The organism is Amycolatopsis sp. NBRC 101858, from assembly GCF_030269325.1.
Classification (GTDB): Bacteria; Actinomycetota; Actinomycetes; order Mycobacteriales; family Pseudonocardiaceae; genus Amycolatopsis; species Amycolatopsis ponsaeliensis.
The window spans coordinates 2,080,795-2,096,768 of the sequence record NZ_BSTD01000001.1 but is presented as its reverse complement, the minus strand read 5'-3'; the positions used below and the strand labels follow the sequence as shown (position 1 = coordinate 2,096,768).

Genomic DNA, 15,974 nt, shown 5'->3' with positions numbered 1-15,974 from the left:
TCAGCCGACGACGCGGCGCAGCAGGGCCGAGGTGTGCGGTTGCATCTCCTGGCCCATCATCGCGCGTTCCTCGACGTAGCCGAGGGAGCCTTCGATCAGGCCGTACAGCCGCTGGGCCGCGGTGACGTCCTTCGCCGTGGACGTGCGGATCACCGCGTCGGTGCCGAGCTCCCAGGACGTCTGGTTGCGCGGCTTGCCGTAGTACAGCTCGACGATGCCCGTGTTGTGCGTGAGCAGCAGCTCGAGCGTGTCGTCCGCCTGCGGCCGCCAGAACCCGGACTCGCGGGCGGCGGGGCGGATCACGTTGCCGTCGTCGTCCAGCAGCCAGGCGCGCGACTCGTGGACGAGGAACGGCCGGCCGTCGTGGGAGATCGTCAGCTGCTGCGCGAACTTGCGCGGGCCTTCGATGGTCGGGTAGTCGACCTCGCCCTCACCGCGCCACACGCCGACGAGCGGCAGCAGCGCGAGGCAGGCGTCGTTGAGGTCCGGCCCCTCGCGCAGGTTCGCGGTGTCGTTGGGGATGGGCAGGTCGTCCCACAGCGGAAGGTTGCGCGTCCGGGTGCTCCCCGCGCGCATCTCCGCTGCTGCGATGGCGTCGTCGCCGCTGGCGGTCATGGGTCAGCGCTGGTCCGCGTAAAGCCGGTAGACGACGTACACGGCGAACCACGTGATGGCGACGCCCGCCAGCACCAGCAAGGTCGTAAACAGAGCTTCCACGCCCAGCAGGATAGTCCGCCGCCGCTGATCGGGCCCGGCGCAGGGTCGCTCGCGGTGAGCACAGTCACCACCAGGGGCCCTCGAACGCCGCGAAGGCCTCCCTGCCGGAGCAGGGAGGCCTTCGCGGGTGAAAGGAACTCAGGCGACCGAGATGGCCAGCTGGTGCAGGCCCGGGCCGTCCGCCGTCACCGACGCTTCGCCGTTGCCGGTGCGGTGCAGCGCGCGCACCGTCCAGTCGCCCGGGGCCGCGTAGAAGCGGAAGTCGCCGTCGGCCGAGGACACGACCTCGCCCGTGAAGTCGCCGCCGCCGTCGAGGAGCCGGACGAACGCGCCGCCGACCGGCCCGTCCGCGCCGGTCACCTTGCCGGCCAGGACGACCTGGCCCTTGGTGTCGTAGTCCGCCGGCGTGGCCTCCTGGACCGGTGCGCCGCAGCTGTCGTCAACCGCCATCACTTGGCTCCCAACTCGACCGGCACGCCGACCAGCGAGCCGTATTCCGTCCACGAACCGTCGTAGTTCTTCACGTCCTCGTGGCCGAGCAGCTCGTGCAGCGCGAACCACGCGATGGACGACCGCTCGCCGATCCGGCAGTAGGCGATGGTGCCCTTGCCGGCGTCGATGCCCTGCTCCTTGTAGAGCTCGTCGATCTCGCTCTCGGTCTTGAACGTGCCGTCCTCGTTGGCGACCTTCGCCCACGGCACGTTCAGCGCGCCCGGGATGTGGCCGGGGACCTGGGACTGCTCCTGCGGCAGGTGCGCGGGGGCGAGCAGCTTGCCGGAGAACTCGTCCGGCGACCGGACGTCGACGAAGTTCTTCGACCCGATGGACTGGACGACCTCGTCGCGGAACGCGCGCAGGGACAGGTCCTGGTCTTGGGCCTTGTAGTCGGTGGTGTCGCGCTTGACCTCGTCGGAGTTCAGCTCACGACCGTCGAGCTCCCACTTCTTGCGCCCGCCGTCGAGCAGCTGGACGTTCTGGTGGCCGTACAGCTTGAAGTACCAGTACGCGTAGGCGGCGAACCAGTTGTTGTTGCCGCCGTAGAGGATCACGCGGTCGTCGTTCGAGATGCCCTTCTCCGACAGGAGCTTCTCGAAGCCCTCCTTGGAGACGAAGTCGCGGCGCACCCCGTCCTGCAGGTCCTTCCGCCAGTCGAACTTCACCGCGCCCCGGATGTGGCCTCCGTCGTAGGCGGTGGTGTCCTCGTCGACCTCGGCGAACACGACGCCGGGGGTGTCCAGGTTCTCCTCGGCCCACTGGGTGGTGACCAGGACGTCTTCACGGCTCATGGAACGGACTCTCTTTCTGGGATCGGAACAACACAGCGGCGCGAAGCGCCTTCCGTTGAGGGCGGTGGCGGGGGCATGGATGGACTTCAGGACGACGCGCGGGCGGGGGTGAAGCGCTTGATCAGCAAGAACATTTCGCAGCCGAGGCAGAAGTCGAAGGCCGCGTTGAGGAAGGCCGCGAAGAGCGCGAACGCCGTCGCGACGATGCCGAGCGGGGTGACGCCGAGGGCAAAGCCGATCGTGCCGACGAGCGCGAACACGAACCCGACGGCCTGGGCGAACCGCAGCGGGGCCGCGTCCTCCCGCTCGTCGGTCGGGCCGAGGCGCGGGGCCACGAGCGTGCGGTACACGATCGAGTAGGGCGCCGGCTTCAGCCCGGCGAACGCGCCGATGGCGAACACGACGGTCTGGATCGCCAGCAACGGCCACCACTGGGTGACCAGGACGACCGCCAGCACGATCGTGGTCAGGATGGCGGCGAACCGCGGGCCTCGCGGGTCGACGGCCGGTCCGGCGGACATGGTTCCTCCAGCAGGAGCTCCAGGGGGTGCGTGCGAACGGCACGCGTCAGCGGCATCGAGGCTGGGGTGGGACCGGACGTGCTTCAGCGCCGGTCGGTGCGAGCGCGACACAGGCTGCTGCGGACGCGGCAGAGGTCGACTGCGCGTCGCTGCGTCAAGAAGGTGGTCAGCCCGGTCACGGGTGCGAGGGTACCCAGAGCTCCCTCAGAGTGGGAACCACGTTCATACCTTGGGACGATTCCCGGCACGTGGGACATGCCCTGGTCAGGGCGTCCGAGTCGTGAGATGCGGCCGCAGCGCGTCCAGCAGTTCGGGGCCCTTGGGGACGCCGCCGACGCGCAGCAGCTCCCGGCCGTCCGGGGTCAGCGCGATCGTGGTCGGCGTCCGCAGCACGGACAGCGACTGCGCGACCTCCGGCTGGTTCGTCACGTCGAGCTCGACGTGGTGCAGGCCGTCGGTGCGCTCGGCCAGGGGCTCGAGCACGGCCTTCGCGTGCCGGCACGGCGCGCAGAAGGTGGTGGAGATCTGGACCAGCGTCACGGCGGACGCCGGGTCGAGGGCGGCGGCGACGGGGCCGGGCAGCGCACGGGCGGGCTCCGCCGGGCGGCCGGGCTGCTCGGGCTTCGCCACGCGAACCCGGCCGTTGCGGGCCTTCAGCAGCAGGCCGGCGGCCACGCCGGCCACCAGCACCGCCACGAGCACCCACAGCCCCGTCACCGGCTGCCTCCTACTTGCTCAGCTCCGCGAACGACACGTTCGTCGCCTCGCCCTTGATCGTCACCGATCCGCTCTGCACCCGCACGCCGGTCGGGGTGACCGACAGCGGGAGGTCCTTCGTGTTGATCGAAGCGCTGAAGTTCGGCATCAGCGCCTTCTGCACAGCAGCCGGAACGACGGTGGTCTCCTGGTCATTCCCGAACTGCAGCCGCTTGGGGACGAAGTTGATCGTCCCGTCCTTCGCGTCGGCCTCGATCATCGCGAAGCAGAAGATTTCCAGATCCTTGCCCGCGAACGGAAGGTGTCCCGAAATGCGGACGCCGGTGCTCGACTCGTCCTGGGCGGCCTGGCCCTCGGTGGTCGTCGTCGGGGTCGGCGTCGGCTCGCTCTGCCCGCTGTCGCCGTTCTCGACGTAGTCGGCGGTCGACGGCTCGATCCGCAGGTCCTTGATCTTGTCCAGCGGGGCGACGCGGGCGAGGTCGGCGGCCTTGATGGTGACCGCGCCGGTCAGCTTGCCGATCGTGATCGCCTTCGTGTTGCCGTTGGTGAGGTCCGACAGCGGCGCCGTGACGTCCTCGAGCTCGGCGTTCAGCGCGACGTCCTGGAGCTTGTCGCCGACCGGAACGCCGGCGGCGGACACGCTGATGTGACTGTAGTCACCGCCCAGCGCCTGCGTGAGGAACGGGAAGCCGTGGATCGTCACCGAGGGGTCGTCGGTCAGCTGCAGCTGCGTCCGGGCCTTCTGCGAGATCATGTGCTCGGCGTACGCGGCGGCCCCGAAATCGGCACCGACCAGCAGCAGCACCAGAACGACGAGCGCGATCACCCAGCGCCGCGCGCGGCGGCCGCGGCGGCGCGCGTCCGGCCTCGGTGCGGGTCGGTCGTCCCGGGTCACGGGCCTGCTCACCATCGCGTCCGTACTCCTGTTCGTCGGGTCCACCGGGGTTTCTCCAGGTGTGATCGATCCAGCAAGGGTTAGGTGCCGGGCCGTCGAGCCGCTATTCTCACTTAGCACCGAACAACGCCACCGTGAGGCGACGATCTGTGAAGGCGGTGCGGCTCATGAGCCTGGACCTTCTGGTGCTGACTGCGGAAGCCGACGCCACTTCGGTGCTGCCCGCGCTGGACCTGCTGCCGCACACCGTACGCGTACGTCCCCCCGAGGTGACCGCCCTGCTCGACGCGGGCCACCGGGACGTCATCCTGCTGGACGCGCGCAGCGACCTGGCCTCGGCGAAGAGCCTCTGCCGCCTGCTCAAGGGCACCGGCGAAGACGAGGCGGCCACCCCGATCATCGCCGTCGTCGGCGAGGGCGGGCTGGTGGCGGTGAGCGCCGAGTGGCGCACCGACGACATCCTGCTGCCCACCGCGGGCCCGGCCGAGGTCGACGCGCGGCTGCGGCTGGTCACGACCCGCGACGGCGGCTCCGCGCAGGTCGACGCCGAGCTGCGGGTCGGCGAGCTCGTCATCGACGAGGCGACTTACACCGCCCGCCTGCGCAAGCGCACCCTCGAACTGACCTACAAGGAGTTCGAGCTGCTCAAGTACCTCGCCCAGCACGCCGGCCGGGTGTTCACCCGCGCCCAGCTGCTGCAGGAGGTTTGGGGCTACGACTTCTTCGGAGGCACCCGCACGGTCGACGTCCACGTGCGGCGGCTGCGCGCCAAGCTCGGCCCGGAGCACGAGCAGATGATCGGCACCGTGCGCAACGTCGGCTACAAGTTCGAGCGGCCCGCCAAGGGCGGCGCGGCGCGGGCGGCCGTGCCCGCGCAGGCCGAGGCGCCGGCCGAGACCCCCGAACTCGCGCGCTGACACCACACTCCCAGGACGCGCCGGCAACCGTCGCGTTGCTTCCGGCGCGGGTACGGTCACGGGGTGAGCGGAGACGGGGAGTGGCGCCAGGAGCTGGACGAGCAGCAGCTCGAGGACGTGCGCGGGCTGTTGCTGGCCGTGCGCGAGGCCGACGGGCGGCCCGAGGCCGAACCCGAGGGGCCGCTGCCCGGTGAGTTCGACGGCGGTGAGCACCTCGTCGCGTGCGTCGAGGGCGACGTCGTCGGCTACGCCCACCTCGACACCACGGGTGACTCCTTCGGGCACCAGGTCGCCGAGCTGTTCGTGCACCCGGCCCACCGCAACCGCGGCTACGGCGCGAAGCTCCTTCAGGCCGTCGACGAGCGCGCCGCGGTCGGGTTCCGCATCTGGGCGCACGGCGACCACCCGGCGGCGCGGCAGCTGGCCGTGCGGACCGGCCTGGAGCGCAAGCGCGAGCTGCTGATCCTGCACGCCGACGTCGAGGGCGCGGACTGGCCGGAGCCACGGCTGCGCGACGGCGTCTCGCTGCGGACGTTCGTGCCGGGGCAGGACGAGGACGCCGTCATCCGGGTCAACGCGCTGGCCTTCGACTGGCACCCCGAGCAGGGCGCTCTCACCGCCGACGACCTCCGCGGGGACGAGAGCCGGTCGTGGTTCGACGCGGACGGCTTCTTCCTCGCCGAGCAGGACGGCGAAGTGATCGGCTTCCACTGGACGAAGGTCCACGAGGCGACGCCGGGTCGCTTCGACGGCGAGCGCGTGGGCGAGGTCTACGTCGTCGGCGTCGCCCCGGCGGCCCAGGGCGGCGGGCTCGGCCGGGCGCTGACGCTCGCCGGGCTGCGGTACCTCGCGAGCCGCGGGCTGCGGCAGATCATCCTGTACGTCGAGGGCGACAACGCCCCGGCGCTCGCCGTCTACACGAAGCTCGGGTTTGCCCGTCACGAAACCGACGTCCAGTACGGTCGGTGACCACGATCGACGCCGCGCTAACGACTCGTCACGGTGTGCGAACGCGCAGGTCACGGCCGGGACACGGCACCCTATCGGAGTAGTAGCACTGCTCACATCCTGGGCCTTGTTCACTTCGCGTTCATTTGTTCACGGCCGACCGTCCACCAGGGCTGCCTAATGTCCGGATCCGGCGCGGCACCACGCCGCGACGACCCGGTCAAGCTCCTGATGGAGGAAACAGCAGTGAAGATCATGCGGCCCCTGAGCGCGGTGGGCATCGTCGCGAGCGCCGCCCTCGTGCTCGCCGCCTGTGGTTCCGACCCCGCGGCGTCCAACAGCAGCAGCTCGAACTCGGCTGCCGCCCCGGCCGCCACCGGCACGGCCGACGTGGCGTGCGGCGGCAAGAGCCCGCTGTCCGCGGAAGGTTCGTCGGCCCAGAAGAACGCCATCGACATCTTCACGCAGCAGTACAGCAAGAAGTGCTCGGGCCAGCAGGTGAACTACAACCCCAGCGGTTCGGGCGCCGGCGTCAAGCAGTTCAACGCCAACCAGATCGACTTCGGCGGCTCGGACTCGCCGATCACCGGCGCGGACCTCGACGCGGCCAAGAAGCGCTGCGCGAGTGACGCCTGGAACATCCCGATGGTCGTCGGCCCGGTCGCCGTCGCCTACAAGCTGTCGGGTGTCGACAAGCTGACGCTGACCCCGTCGGTCATCGCCAAGATCTTCAGCGGTGGCATCACCAAGTGGAACGACCCGGCCATCAAGGCGGTCAAGGGCAACGAGAGCGCGAACCTGCCGGACAAGGCCATCCAGGTCGTCTCCCGCTCCGACGAGTCGGGCACCACCGACAACTTCCAGAAGTACCTGGGTGCGGCGGCGAAGGCCGACTGGACCAAGGGTGCCGGCAAGAAGTTCAACGGTGGCGTCGGCAACGGTGCGCAGGGCTCCAACGGTGTCGCGACCGCGGTGAAGGCCGCCGACGGTGCCATCACCTACGTCGAGGGCGCGTTCGCCAAGGACGGCCTGACCCCGGCCCTCATCGACAGCGGCTCCGGCGGCGTCGAGCTCAGCGCGGCGAACGTGGCCAAGTCCCTCGACTCGGCCAAGTTCCTCAAGGACGGCACGAACGACCTCGCGCTCGACCTCAACGGCATCTACGCCAGCAACACCCCGGGTGCCTACCCGCTGCTGCTGACGACCTACGAGATCGTCTGCTCGAAGTACGCGAACCCGGACGTCTCGAAGGCCGTCAAGGCGTTCCTGACGGTGGCCGCCACCGACGGTCAGCAGCCGCTGTCCGCCAAGGGCTACGTGCCGATCCCGCAGTCGCTGCAGACCAAGGTCCTGGCCGCCGTCAAGGCGATCTCCTGACCCGGCGTTGCGACTGACCCACGAGTGATAGAGGCTGGTCAGAAGTCCTGATGAGCGAGTCATCCTCGACGCGAACGCCCACCGGCGACCCCGGTGGGCGTTCGTCGTCCGCCACGACGCCCCCGGAGGATCCGATTTCGGAGCAACCAGCCTCGACGGCGGCGCCCGAGCCGCCCGCGAGTGACAAACCGAAGAAGCGGCCCGGTGACCGCATCTTCCAGAACCTGACCACCGGGGCCGGGATCTTCGTCGTCGCCCTGATCGGCCTGATCGGGCTCTTCCTGCTGATCCAGGCGATCCCGGCGCTGCAGGCCGACAAGGCCAACTTCCTGACCAACCACGGCTGGTCGACCAACGACCCCGCGAACATGTCGTTCGGCATCCTCGACCTGCTCGAGGTCACGGTGGCGACGTCGCTCGTGGCGCTGATCATCGCGATGCCGGTCTCGCTGGGCATCGCGCTGTTCCTGACGCAGTACGCGCCGAGGAAGCTCGCGCGGCCCTTCGCCTACGTCATCGACCTGCTCGCCGCGGTGCCGTCGATCATCTTCGGCCTCTGGGGCATCCTCGTGTTCGCCCCGGCGATCGAGCCGTTCTCGCAGTGGATCAACGACACGTTCTCGTGGTTCCCGCTGCTGGCGCCCGGCAACGTCGCGCCGAGCGTGCGCGGCACGATCTTCACCGCGGGCATCGTGCTGGCGGTGATGATCCTGCCGATCATCACGTCGCTCTCCCGCGAGGTGTTCGAGCGCACGCCGACGCCGCACATCGAGGGTGCGCTGGCGCTCGGCGCGACCCGCTGGGAAGTCATCCGCACCACGGTGCTCCCGTTCGGCAAGGCCGGTTACGTCGGCGCGTCCATGCTCGGCCTCGGCCGCGCGCTGGGCGAGACGATCGCGCTGGCCGTCATCCTGCTCATCCCGCAGGGCCGGAACTTCGACTGGAGCCTCTTCGACGGCGGTTCGACGTTCGCCTCGAAGATCGCCGCGAACTACAGCGAGTTCAACAACGAGATCTCGGCCGGCGCGTACATCGCGGCCGGCCTGGTGCTGTTCGTGCTCACGTTCCTGGTCAACTTCGCGGCTCGGTCCGTCATCGGCAAGAAGGGAGACTGAGCATGACCACCACGCTCGAAGCCCCGGCCGCGACGCCCGCGTTCCAGCAGGTCAGCCTGGCCCGCAAGGTCAAGAACGGCTTCGCGACCACGCTGGTCTGGCTCTCGTTCCTGATCGCCGTCGTCCCCCTGGTGTGGGTGCTGTACACGGTTGTCGCGAACGGCATCAAGCGCATCCCGTACAGCAACTGGTGGTCGCAGGACCTGGGCAACTACCTGTCCGACGAGGTCGGCGGCGGCGTGCTGCACGCCATCATCGGCAGCCTGCTGCAGGGCCTGGTCTGCGCGATCATCGCGGTGCCGATCGGCATGCTCGTCGCGATCTACCTCGTCGAGTACGGCCGCGGCCGGCTCATGAAGGCCACCACCTTCATGGTCGACATCCTCTCCGGTGTCCCCTCGATCGTCGCCGCGCTGTTCATCTACGCGCTGTGGATCACCACGTTCGGCCTGCCGCGCAGCGGTTTCGCCGTGTCGCTGGCCCTGGTGCTGCTGATGATCCCGGTGGTCGTCCGCTCGTCGGAGGAGATGCTGCGGATCGTCCCGGACGACCTGCGCGAGGCGTCGTACGCGCTGGGCGTGCCGAAGTGGAAGACGATCGTGAAGATCGTGCTGCCGACGGCCCTGTCCGGCATCATCGGCGGCATCATGATGGCGCTGGCCCGCGTGATGGGGGAAACGGCGCCGCTGCTGGTCCTGGTCGGCTATTCCGCGTACACGAACTGGGACATCTTCAGCGGCGAGCAGGCGGCGCTCCCGCTGCTGATGAACAACGAGCGCGTCACCAACTCGATGGATCCCGGCTCGGTCGGCTTCGACCGGATCTGGGGCGCCGCACTGACCCTGGTGCTCATCATCGCGATCATCAACCTCCTCGCCACCGTGTTCGCGCGCCTTGTCGCCCCGAAGAAGAAGTGAGCTGTAAGCCATGGCAAAGCGAATCGACGTCAAGGACGTGGACATCTACTACGGCAAGTTCCATGCCGTCGACGGTGTCACCCTTTCCGTGCCGCCGCGCAACGTCACCGCGTTCATCGGCCCGTCGGGCTGTGGCAAGTCGACGGTGCTGCGCACGCTGAACCGGATGCACGAGGTCATCCCCGGCGCCCGCGTCGAGGGCGACGTCCTGCTGGACGGCGAGAACATCTACGCGTCGGCCGTGGACCCGGTGCAGGTGCGTCGCACGATCGGCATGGTGTTCCAGCGCCCCAACCCGTTCCCGACGATGTCCATCAAGGACAACGTCGTCGCGGGCCTGAAGCTGGGCGGCACCAAGGGCAAGAAGACGCTCGACGACATCGCCGAGCGTGCCCTGCGTGGCGCGAACCTGTGGAACGAGGTCAAGGACCGCCTCAACAAACCCGGTGGCGGGCTGTCCGGCGGCCAGCAGCAGCGCCTCTGCATCGCCCGGGCGATCGCCGTCCAGCCGGACGTCCTGCTGATGGACGAGCCGTGCTCGGCGCTGGACCCGATCTCGACGCTGGCGATCGAGGACCTGATCGGGGAGCTGAAGAAGGACTACACGATCGTCATCGTCACGCACAACATGCAGCAGGCGGCGCGGGTTTCCGACCAGACGGCGTTCTTCAACCTGGCGGGCGTGGGGCAGCCGGGCCGGCTGGTGGAGCTCAACGACACGGAGAAGATCTTCTCCAACCCGGACGAGAAGGCCACGGAAGACTACATTTCCGGGCGTTTCGGCTGAGTTGTCGTTGCGGTCGAAGGCCTTTCTCGCCGGCGCTCGGGGCCGGCGAGAAAGGCCTTCTTCTTTTGTCCTTTGTGGATAATCACGCCGGGAGGTAGCGAAGGGTGAGAATTCCCGATTCCCACGCTTTGCTTTCCGCGAGCCGCAATTCGGTCCGCCGTTCCGTGAACAGTGGCTGTCCCGCCCCGATCGCCGTCGGGTAGAGCTTGATCCAGTATTCGTCCACCAATCCCGCCCGGACGAACTGCTGCACGATCGACACCCCGCCGAAGAGCACCATGTCCTTGCCCGGCAACGCCTTCAGCCCGGCGACCTCGGCCGCGAGGTCCTCGCCCGCGATCCGGTGCGGTGCGGCGACTTCCCGGAGCGAGCGGGAGAACACCACCTGCGGCGTCGAAATCATCCACGTCGCGAAGTCGACCAGCTCGGCCGGGCTCGCCGGGTCGGCGGCCTGGGCGCGGAAGTTCTGCTCGATCCCGTGGTGGAAGTTCCGGCCCGTGATGATCGTGTCGCACCGGGACCGCATCTCGCCGGACAGCGCGATGTTCAGGTCGGGGTCGAACGACATCCAGTCCAGCTCACCCGCCGGGCCGGCCAGGTGGCCGTCGAGGGTGAGGTTGACGTAGGCGATGACGCTGCGCATGGCCGGCTCCTTCGTGAGTGTGCTGTCACCCGTTGAGAGACACCGGCGCCGCGAAACTCATCGGTCTCCACGAAAAAAGGCCCCTGACGCAGGTCAGGGGCCCTTTTCGGAGGTTGCTCAGATGTCGTCGTCGGAGCCGTAGCCCGGCATCTTGCCGGTCACCACGAAGATCATCCGCTTCGCGACCGACACCGCGTGGTCGGCGTAGCGCTCGTAGAAGCGGCCCAGCAGCGTGACGTCGACCGCCGCGGCCACGCCGTGCGGCCACTCGCGGTCCATCAGGACCGTGAACAGGTGGCGGTGGATGTCGTCCACCTGGTCGTCGTCGGACTCGAGCGTCTTCGCCGCTTCGACGTCCTTCGTCTTGATGACCTGCTCGGTGGACCGGGCCAGCTTCACCGCGACCTCGCCCATCTCGGCGAAGTACGGCCTCACCGCCTCGGGCAGCACCGGGTCGGGGTGACGGCGCCGGGCGGCCTTCGCCACGTGCAGCGCCAGATCACCCATCCGTTCCAGGCTTTCCGCGGCGTGGATCGCCGCCAGCACGGTGCGCAGATCGGTGGCCACGGGAGCCTGCAGGGCGAGCAGTGCGTACGCCTGCTCCTCGCAGTTGGCGCGGGCGTCGTCGACCTTGGCGTCGTCGCTGATCACCTGTTCGGCGAGACTGAGGTCGACGTCCAGCAGTGCCCGCGTGGCGCGCTCCATGGCGTCAGCGACCTGGACCGACATGGCGGCCAGGTTGACGGCGAGCTGTTCGAGTTCGACATGGTAAGCCTCACGCATGGCCCAACCCTACGGCCAACCGTGGCCAAACACCGCATCGCCGGGTGAACCGCACGTGAACCCGGACTAACGATCCTCGCGGATCAGCCCGTGGTGCTCGTCTTCTTGCTCGTCGTGGTCTTGGAAGTGGTCTTGGACGACGACTTCGACGTGCTGGTCGGCGCCGGCTGCTCGCTCGCGGGGACGGGCGCGTTCGGGTCCGGCAGCGGGGTGTTGTTGCGCAGCGCGTCGAAGAGCGCCTTCGTCTTGCTGCGGACGAGAACCTCGTTGCCCCGGCTGTTCGCCTCACCGGTCGTCGGCACGGTCAGGAACGAGATCTTCGACTGGTCCATGCCCTTCATCGACTGCGCCAGCGTCATCATCTGCTTGACGCCGAGGTTGTCGCCGAAGGTGGCCTTCGCGAAGGCGGTGATGAAGTCGCTGAGCTTGCCGGGGTCGAGCACGACGTCCGACGACATGACCTTCTTGAGCAGCGCGCCGATGAACTCCTGCTGCCGCTTGATCCGGCCGTAGTCCGACGTCGGGTCGCCCTTGACGTGCCGGGCGCGCACGAAGTTCAGCGCCTGGTCGCCGGAGATCGTGACGTCGCCGGTCTCCAGCAGCACCTTGCCGAGGATGCCGTCGTCGATCGGCTTCTCGTTGTGCACGGTGACGCCGTGGACGGCGTCGACCATCTCCTTGAAGCCGTTGAAGTCGATGCCGACGAAGTGGTTGATCCGCAGGCCGGTGATCTGCTGGATCACCTTGGTCACGCACGCCGGCCCGCCGACCGCGTACGCGGTGTTGAGCTTGGCGATCTTCTGGCCCGGGAAGACCTCGTCGGTGGTCTTGTTCTGCGCCGGGTCCCACTTCTGGCAGTCCGGCCGGTTGATCTCGAGGTCGCGCGGGAACGACGTGACGACGACCCGCTTCCGGTCGGCCGGGATGTGCGCCACCATCACGGTGTCGGAGCGGGCGCCCGGAGTGCTGTCCGCGGTGCCGACGCCTTCCTCGGCGGACGCGCCGTCGCGGGTGTCGGAGCCCACCATGAGGAAGTTCTCGTCGTTGGCCTGCGCGTCGGCGTCCTGGATGTCGGACGAGTTCTCGTCGAGGGCGGAGACCTGGGTGAACTTGGCGTCGAAGTAGGTCTGGGCGCCCCAGGCGCCGCCGATGCCGAGGAACACCAGCCCGGCGACGACGGCCGCGGCGATCCGGCCGAACCGGGCCGAACGCTCGAGGTTCCGCGCCCTCTTCTCCTGCAGCGGGGTCAGCGCGGCGTCGGCCTCTTCTTCGGGAGACGGCGCCGGCGTGACGACGCGCTGAAGCGCCGTCCGCGTGCTCTCGATCAGCGAAGCCGGCGAAAGGCGTTCACGACGTTCGCGTCGCTTCGCCTCTTCGGCGTTCATCTCGTCGTGGGCAGCCGAGAACCGGGCGAGGGTGTGGTCGATCTTGCGGCGGTACTGCGTCGCCTCGTCGATCACCTCCATCTCGTCGGTCATGGTCAGCGGGTCGAGCTCGGCGCGCGACGGCACCGCGCCCGGGCGGCGCATCGGGGCATCGCCCCTGCTCGCGGCTTCGCCGGTCGGCGCGGGGGCCTCGGCGTCCGGGTGCTGGGGTTGGGGCGAGTCCGGGGTGGGCCGCTTGCGCGCGGGAGCTTCGGCCGCCGAGGCAACGGCCGGCCGGCGAGCTGCGGCGCCGTCCGGGGAACGGCGGGAGGCGTCGGCGGCGGGGCCGTCGGTGGGGGCCGTGGGCCGCTGAGCGGCAACACCGTCGACGGGGGTCGCGGGTCGGCGGGGTGCGTCGGCGGCGGAGCGCTGAGGTGCGGGGCCGTCGGTCGCGGGTCGGCGGGGTGCGTCGGCTGCGGGCCGCTGAGGTGCAGAACTGTCGGTTGCGGACCGGCGGGGTGCGTCGGCTGCGGGCCGCTGAGGTGCGGGGCCGTCGGCGGGGGCCGCCGGTCGGCGGTCGGCCGCGGGGCGCTGGCGGGCGGCGGTGTCGGGGCGGCGAGGACCGTCTTCGGCCGTCGGGCGCTGGGGCATTGCCCCCTCGGCGCTGGGGCGCTGGCGGGTGGGACGGGGTGCGGCACCGCCGTCAGCCGGACGCTGGGCAGCGTCGGCCGCAGCGGCGGCGGCGCGCTGTCCGGGGCGGCGGAGTCCGGTGCTGTCCTCGGCCGCGGGGCGCTGGCGAGCGCTCTCCGGGCGGCGGGGCGCGGCGCCATCCTCCACTGCGGGGCGCTGACGTGCGCTTTCCGGCCTCCGGGATGCGACACCGTCGGCCTGGAGCGCGGCATCGTCGGCCGCCGGGCGCTGACGTGCGCCGTCGGGACCGGCCGCGGGACGGCGGGGGCGCCGGGGCGGCTGCGGGGCGGCCGACGTCTGCTGCGGGCCCGGGTTCGCGACCGGCGGGCGGCGCTGGAGCGGGGCCTCGGGCAGCGGGGCGGCCGCCGTCGTGCGGCGCGGCTGGCGCGGCCGCGGCGGGCGCGGTTGACGAGTGGCGTCCGTGGGTACTGGGTTCTCGGCGGGCGCCTGCGGTGCCCGCGAATGCGCACCTCGCGCCGGAGCCGGCGAGGCGGGTGGTCCGTCGACGCGGGCACGGCGTCCGGGCTGCTCGGGGTGGTCCTCGCGGGCCGGGACCGGGCGAACGCCGGTCGACTTGGCCACGACGTCCGAGACGCTGATCCCGCCCTGGTCCTCCATCGACCGGCGTCTGCCGGTGCGGGGCCGCGCGGGACCGTCCGAACGGCGACCGGTCCCCGGGCTGTCGTGCTCGTCCGGCACTCGGTCTCCTTTCGCGCGATCGAAGGCGGGTTCGTTACTTGGCCGTCTTCCCCCGCGAGAGGTGATCGTTCCCCCGGAGGTTTTCGTTATCGTACGGATACCCCCCGTTCGTGACGACACCCTCCCGGAATTTTCTTCACCTTGAGTCGACGAACGGCCGCTGGCCGTCGACTAACGGGTGAAGGGTGCCCGCAGCTTTCCGGGGTAATGCGGCGTTTACGTTACTCAGAGTGGGTTATTAACTGCGTACTTTGCGCGTCCTGATAGGCGACTTTGTTGCGCCCGGCCCGTTTCGCCGCGTAAAGGAGGTCGTCGGCGTCGCGCAGCTGGCGCTCGGGCAGCGTCGGGGCGTCCGGCCCCTCGTGGGCGAGCCCGGCGCTGATGGTCACGTGCAGCCCCGGCTGGAGTTCTGACCAGGGGTGACGGGCGACGCGCAGCCGGGCGGCGTCGACGATGCGGACCGCGTGCCCGGCATCGACGCCGGGCAGCCACAGCACGAACTCCTCGCCGCCGTAGCGGGCGCAGAAGCCCTCCGGCGGCAGCCCCTCCTGGAGCAGCGCGGCCACCCGGCGGAGGACGCGATCGCCGACGAGGTGACCGTACGTGTCGTTCACGCGCTTGAAGCGGTCCAGATCGACGAGTGCGATGCCCAGCGCCGGCCGCGGCCGGGCGGTCGGCCGATCGGTGAACGGTCCGTACAAGCGCTCGTCGAGATAGCGGCGGTTGTAACTCGACGTCAGCGCGTCGCGCAGGCTGCCGTCCCGGGCGATGTCCAGCGCGGAGCGGAGGTGCTGGTAGGCGCGGCGCCAGTCGCCCTGGGTCGCGAAGAGCGTGGCGACGGCCTCGTGGAGACGCAGCAGGTCCGGCGGCTGCGGGCTCCGGCGCAGCACGCCTTCGTCCCCGGCGACCATGCCCACCTCCACCACGCATTGGTTGTCGTCGCAGCGGAGGCCGCTCTTGAGGCACGGGTGCGGACGAAGGTGAATTTCCCTCAAACGGGACTACGACAGTGACGCTCCGGAGTTGCGCCCTCAGAGTCCGGAGAAGGGTTCGAGCCCCTTGAGCTGGGAGAACTGATCCTTGGCCCAGTAACTCACATTAGCCGTCTCGTCGTTCAGCAACTCCTGGTAGTCGGCCCAGCTGACCCACCGCCAGCCGCCGACCTCGGCCGGGTTCGGCTCGGGCTCGGCGTCGGCCCAGGCGGCGAAGACCGGACAGAACTCGTTCTCGACGATCCCCTGGAACGGCGGCGTCCGGTAGCGGTAGCTCGGCAGCACGCAGTGCAGCCCGGACAGCGACGGCAGCCCGATCTCGTAGGCCGCGCGCCGGCGGACGGCGTCCTCGAGGGACTCGCCGGGCGCCGGGTGACCGCAGACGCTGTTGGTCCAGACCCCGGGCCAGACCTTCTTGTGCAGCGCGCGCTGGGTGATCAGCAGGGCGTTGTCGCCGCGTCGCAGGACGTAGCAGGAGAAGGCCAGGTGCAACCGGGTGTGCTCGTGGTGACTGGCCAGCTTCGGGCCGGTCTCGCCGGTGGGTACGCCGTCCTCGGTGACGAAGACGACCTGCTCGGTCTCGGGTTCGATCGCGATGTCCACGCT

General features: G+C 69.8%; 17 protein-coding genes. 6 read left to right on the top strand and 11 right to left on the bottom strand.

The window, feature by feature from the left end:
• The 6 genes from QSK39_RS10180 to QSK39_RS10155 form a co-directional block, all read right to left on the bottom strand.
• Positions 1-615 carry a heme-binding beta-barrel domain-containing protein gene (locus QSK39_RS10180; protein WP_285477360.1) on the bottom strand — a complete coding sequence of 205 codons (615 nt, stop codon included), beginning with the start codon at positions 613-615 and terminating at the stop codon, positions 1-3.
• Positions 616-855: 240 nt separating this feature from the next.
• Positions 856-1,167, bottom strand: coding sequence for a DUF1416 domain-containing protein (locus QSK39_RS10175; RefSeq protein ID WP_285477359.1), 312 nt, complete (start codon positions 1,165-1,167; stop codon positions 856-858).
• Positions 1,167-2,003, bottom strand: coding sequence for a sulfurtransferase (locus tag QSK39_RS10170; protein WP_285477358.1), 837 nt, complete (start codon positions 2,001-2,003; stop codon positions 1,167-1,169). The genes QSK39_RS10175 and QSK39_RS10170 overlap by 1 nt, the downstream gene beginning before the upstream one ends.
• 86 nt (positions 2,004-2,089) lie before the next feature.
• Positions 2,090-2,524, bottom strand: a complete 435-nt coding sequence (locus QSK39_RS10165; RefSeq protein ID WP_285477357.1) for a DUF4395 domain-containing protein — start codon at positions 2,522-2,524, stop codon at positions 2,090-2,092.
• Positions 2,525-2,788: 264 nt separating this feature from the next.
• A complete protein-coding gene (locus QSK39_RS10160; protein ID WP_285477356.1) occupies positions 2,789-3,241 on the bottom strand; it encodes a TlpA family protein disulfide reductase in 453 nt (150 codons plus the stop codon).
• Between the two features lie 10 nt (positions 3,242-3,251).
• A complete protein-coding gene (locus QSK39_RS10155; protein WP_285477355.1) occupies positions 3,252-4,151 on the bottom strand; it encodes an LmeA family phospholipid-binding protein in 900 nt (299 codons plus the stop codon).
• 152 nt (positions 4,152-4,303) lie between these two features.
• On the opposite strand from QSK39_RS10155, the gene QSK39_RS10150 reads away from it, so the two are divergent.
• The 6 genes from QSK39_RS10150 (at position 4,304) to pstB (ending at position 10,197) form a co-directional block, all read left to right on the top strand.
• On the top strand, positions 4,304-5,053 hold the full coding sequence (locus QSK39_RS10150) for a winged helix-turn-helix transcriptional regulator (RefSeq protein ID WP_285477354.1): 750 nt from the start codon (positions 4,304-4,306) through the stop codon (positions 5,051-5,053).
• A 63-nt stretch (positions 5,054-5,116) separates the two neighbouring features.
• Positions 5,117-6,022 (top strand): mycothiol synthase, encoded by a 906-nt coding sequence (gene mshD, locus QSK39_RS10145; RefSeq protein WP_285477353.1) that lies wholly within the window; start codon positions 5,117-5,119, stop codon positions 6,020-6,022.
• A gap of 225 nt (positions 6,023-6,247) precedes the next feature.
• Entirely contained in the window at positions 6,248-7,378 is a 1,131-nt protein-coding gene (pstS, locus tag QSK39_RS10140) for a phosphate ABC transporter substrate-binding protein PstS (protein WP_285477352.1), read from the top strand.
• 50 nt (positions 7,379-7,428) lie between these two features.
• On the top strand, positions 7,429-8,493 hold the full coding sequence (gene pstC, locus QSK39_RS10135) for a phosphate ABC transporter permease subunit PstC (RefSeq protein WP_285477351.1): 1,065 nt from the start codon (positions 7,429-7,431) through the stop codon (positions 8,491-8,493).
• Between the two features lie 2 nt (positions 8,494-8,495).
• Positions 8,496-9,410, top strand: coding sequence for a phosphate ABC transporter permease PstA (gene pstA, locus QSK39_RS10130; protein WP_285477350.1), 915 nt, complete (start codon positions 8,496-8,498; stop codon positions 9,408-9,410).
• A gap of 10 nt (positions 9,411-9,420) precedes the next feature.
• Positions 9,421-10,197, top strand: a complete 777-nt coding sequence (gene pstB, locus QSK39_RS10125) for a phosphate ABC transporter ATP-binding protein PstB (RefSeq protein WP_103337881.1) — start codon at positions 9,421-9,423, stop codon at positions 10,195-10,197.
• 82 nt (positions 10,198-10,279) lie between these two features.
• On the opposite strand, the gene QSK39_RS10120 is transcribed toward pstB, so the two are convergent.
• From QSK39_RS10120 to idi, 5 genes are all read right to left on the bottom strand, one after another.
• A complete protein-coding gene (locus QSK39_RS10120) occupies positions 10,280-10,840 on the bottom strand; it encodes a dihydrofolate reductase family protein (protein WP_285477349.1) in 561 nt (186 codons plus the stop codon).
• Between the two features lie 117 nt (positions 10,841-10,957).
• The gene (gene phoU, locus QSK39_RS10115) at positions 10,958-11,623 is read right to left on the bottom strand and encodes a phosphate signaling complex protein PhoU (RefSeq protein WP_285477348.1); all 666 of its coding nucleotides are present in this window, start codon (positions 11,621-11,623) and stop codon (positions 10,958-10,960) included.
• Positions 11,624-11,706: 83 nt separating this feature from the next.
• Positions 11,707-13,152, bottom strand: a complete 1,446-nt coding sequence (locus QSK39_RS10110) for an LCP family protein (RefSeq protein ID WP_285477347.1) — start codon at positions 13,150-13,152, stop codon at positions 11,707-11,709.
• 1,445 nt (positions 13,153-14,597) lie between these two features.
• A complete protein-coding gene (locus tag QSK39_RS10105; protein ID WP_285477346.1) occupies positions 14,598-15,287 on the bottom strand; it encodes a GGDEF domain-containing protein in 690 nt (229 codons plus the stop codon).
• A gap of 120 nt (positions 15,288-15,407) precedes the next feature.
• Positions 15,408-15,971 (bottom strand): isopentenyl-diphosphate Delta-isomerase, encoded by a 564-nt coding sequence (gene idi / locus QSK39_RS10100; protein ID WP_285477345.1) that lies wholly within the window; start codon positions 15,969-15,971, stop codon positions 15,408-15,410.
• Positions 15,972-15,974 lie beyond the last annotated feature (3 nt).

Coding starts and splice junctions, on each gene's coding strand:
- QSK39_RS10150 (WP_285477354.1), top strand. CDS start 4,304: ATGAGCCTGGACCTTCTGGTGCTGACTGCGGAAGCCGACGCCACTTCG.
- pstB (WP_103337881.1), top strand. CDS start 9,421: ATGGCAAAGCGAATCGACGTCAAGGACGTGGACATCTACTACGGCAAG.
- QSK39_RS10120 (WP_285477349.1), bottom strand. CDS start 10,840: ATGCGCAGCGTCATCGCCTACGTCAACCTCACCCTCGACGGCCACCTG.
- QSK39_RS10165 (WP_285477357.1), bottom strand. CDS start 2,524: ATGTCCGCCGGACCGGCCGTCGACCCGCGAGGCCCGCGGTTCGCCGCC.
- pstA (WP_285477350.1), top strand. CDS start 8,496: ATGACCACCACGCTCGAAGCCCCGGCCGCGACGCCCGCGTTCCAGCAG.
- QSK39_RS10110 (WP_285477347.1), bottom strand. CDS start 13,152: ATGCGCCGCCCGGGCGCGGTGCCGTCGCGCGCCGAGCTCGACCCGCTG.
- QSK39_RS10105 (WP_285477346.1), bottom strand. CDS start 15,287: ATGGTCGCCGGGGACGAAGGCGTGCTGCGCCGGAGCCCGCAGCCGCCG.
- QSK39_RS10180 (WP_285477360.1), bottom strand. CDS start 615: ATGACCGCCAGCGGCGACGACGCCATCGCAGCAGCGGAGATGCGCGCG.
- QSK39_RS10175 (WP_285477359.1), bottom strand. CDS start 1,167: ATGGCGGTTGACGACAGCTGCGGCGCACCGGTCCAGGAGGCCACGCCG.
- QSK39_RS10170 (WP_285477358.1), bottom strand. CDS start 2,003: ATGAGCCGTGAAGACGTCCTGGTCACCACCCAGTGGGCCGAGGAGAAC.
- QSK39_RS10155 (WP_285477355.1), bottom strand. CDS start 4,151: ATGGTGAGCAGGCCCGTGACCCGGGACGACCGACCCGCACCGAGGCCG.
- pstC (WP_285477351.1), top strand. CDS start 7,429: ATGAGCGAGTCATCCTCGACGCGAACGCCCACCGGCGACCCCGGTGGG.
- phoU (WP_285477348.1), bottom strand. CDS start 11,623: ATGCGTGAGGCTTACCATGTCGAACTCGAACAGCTCGCCGTCAACCTG.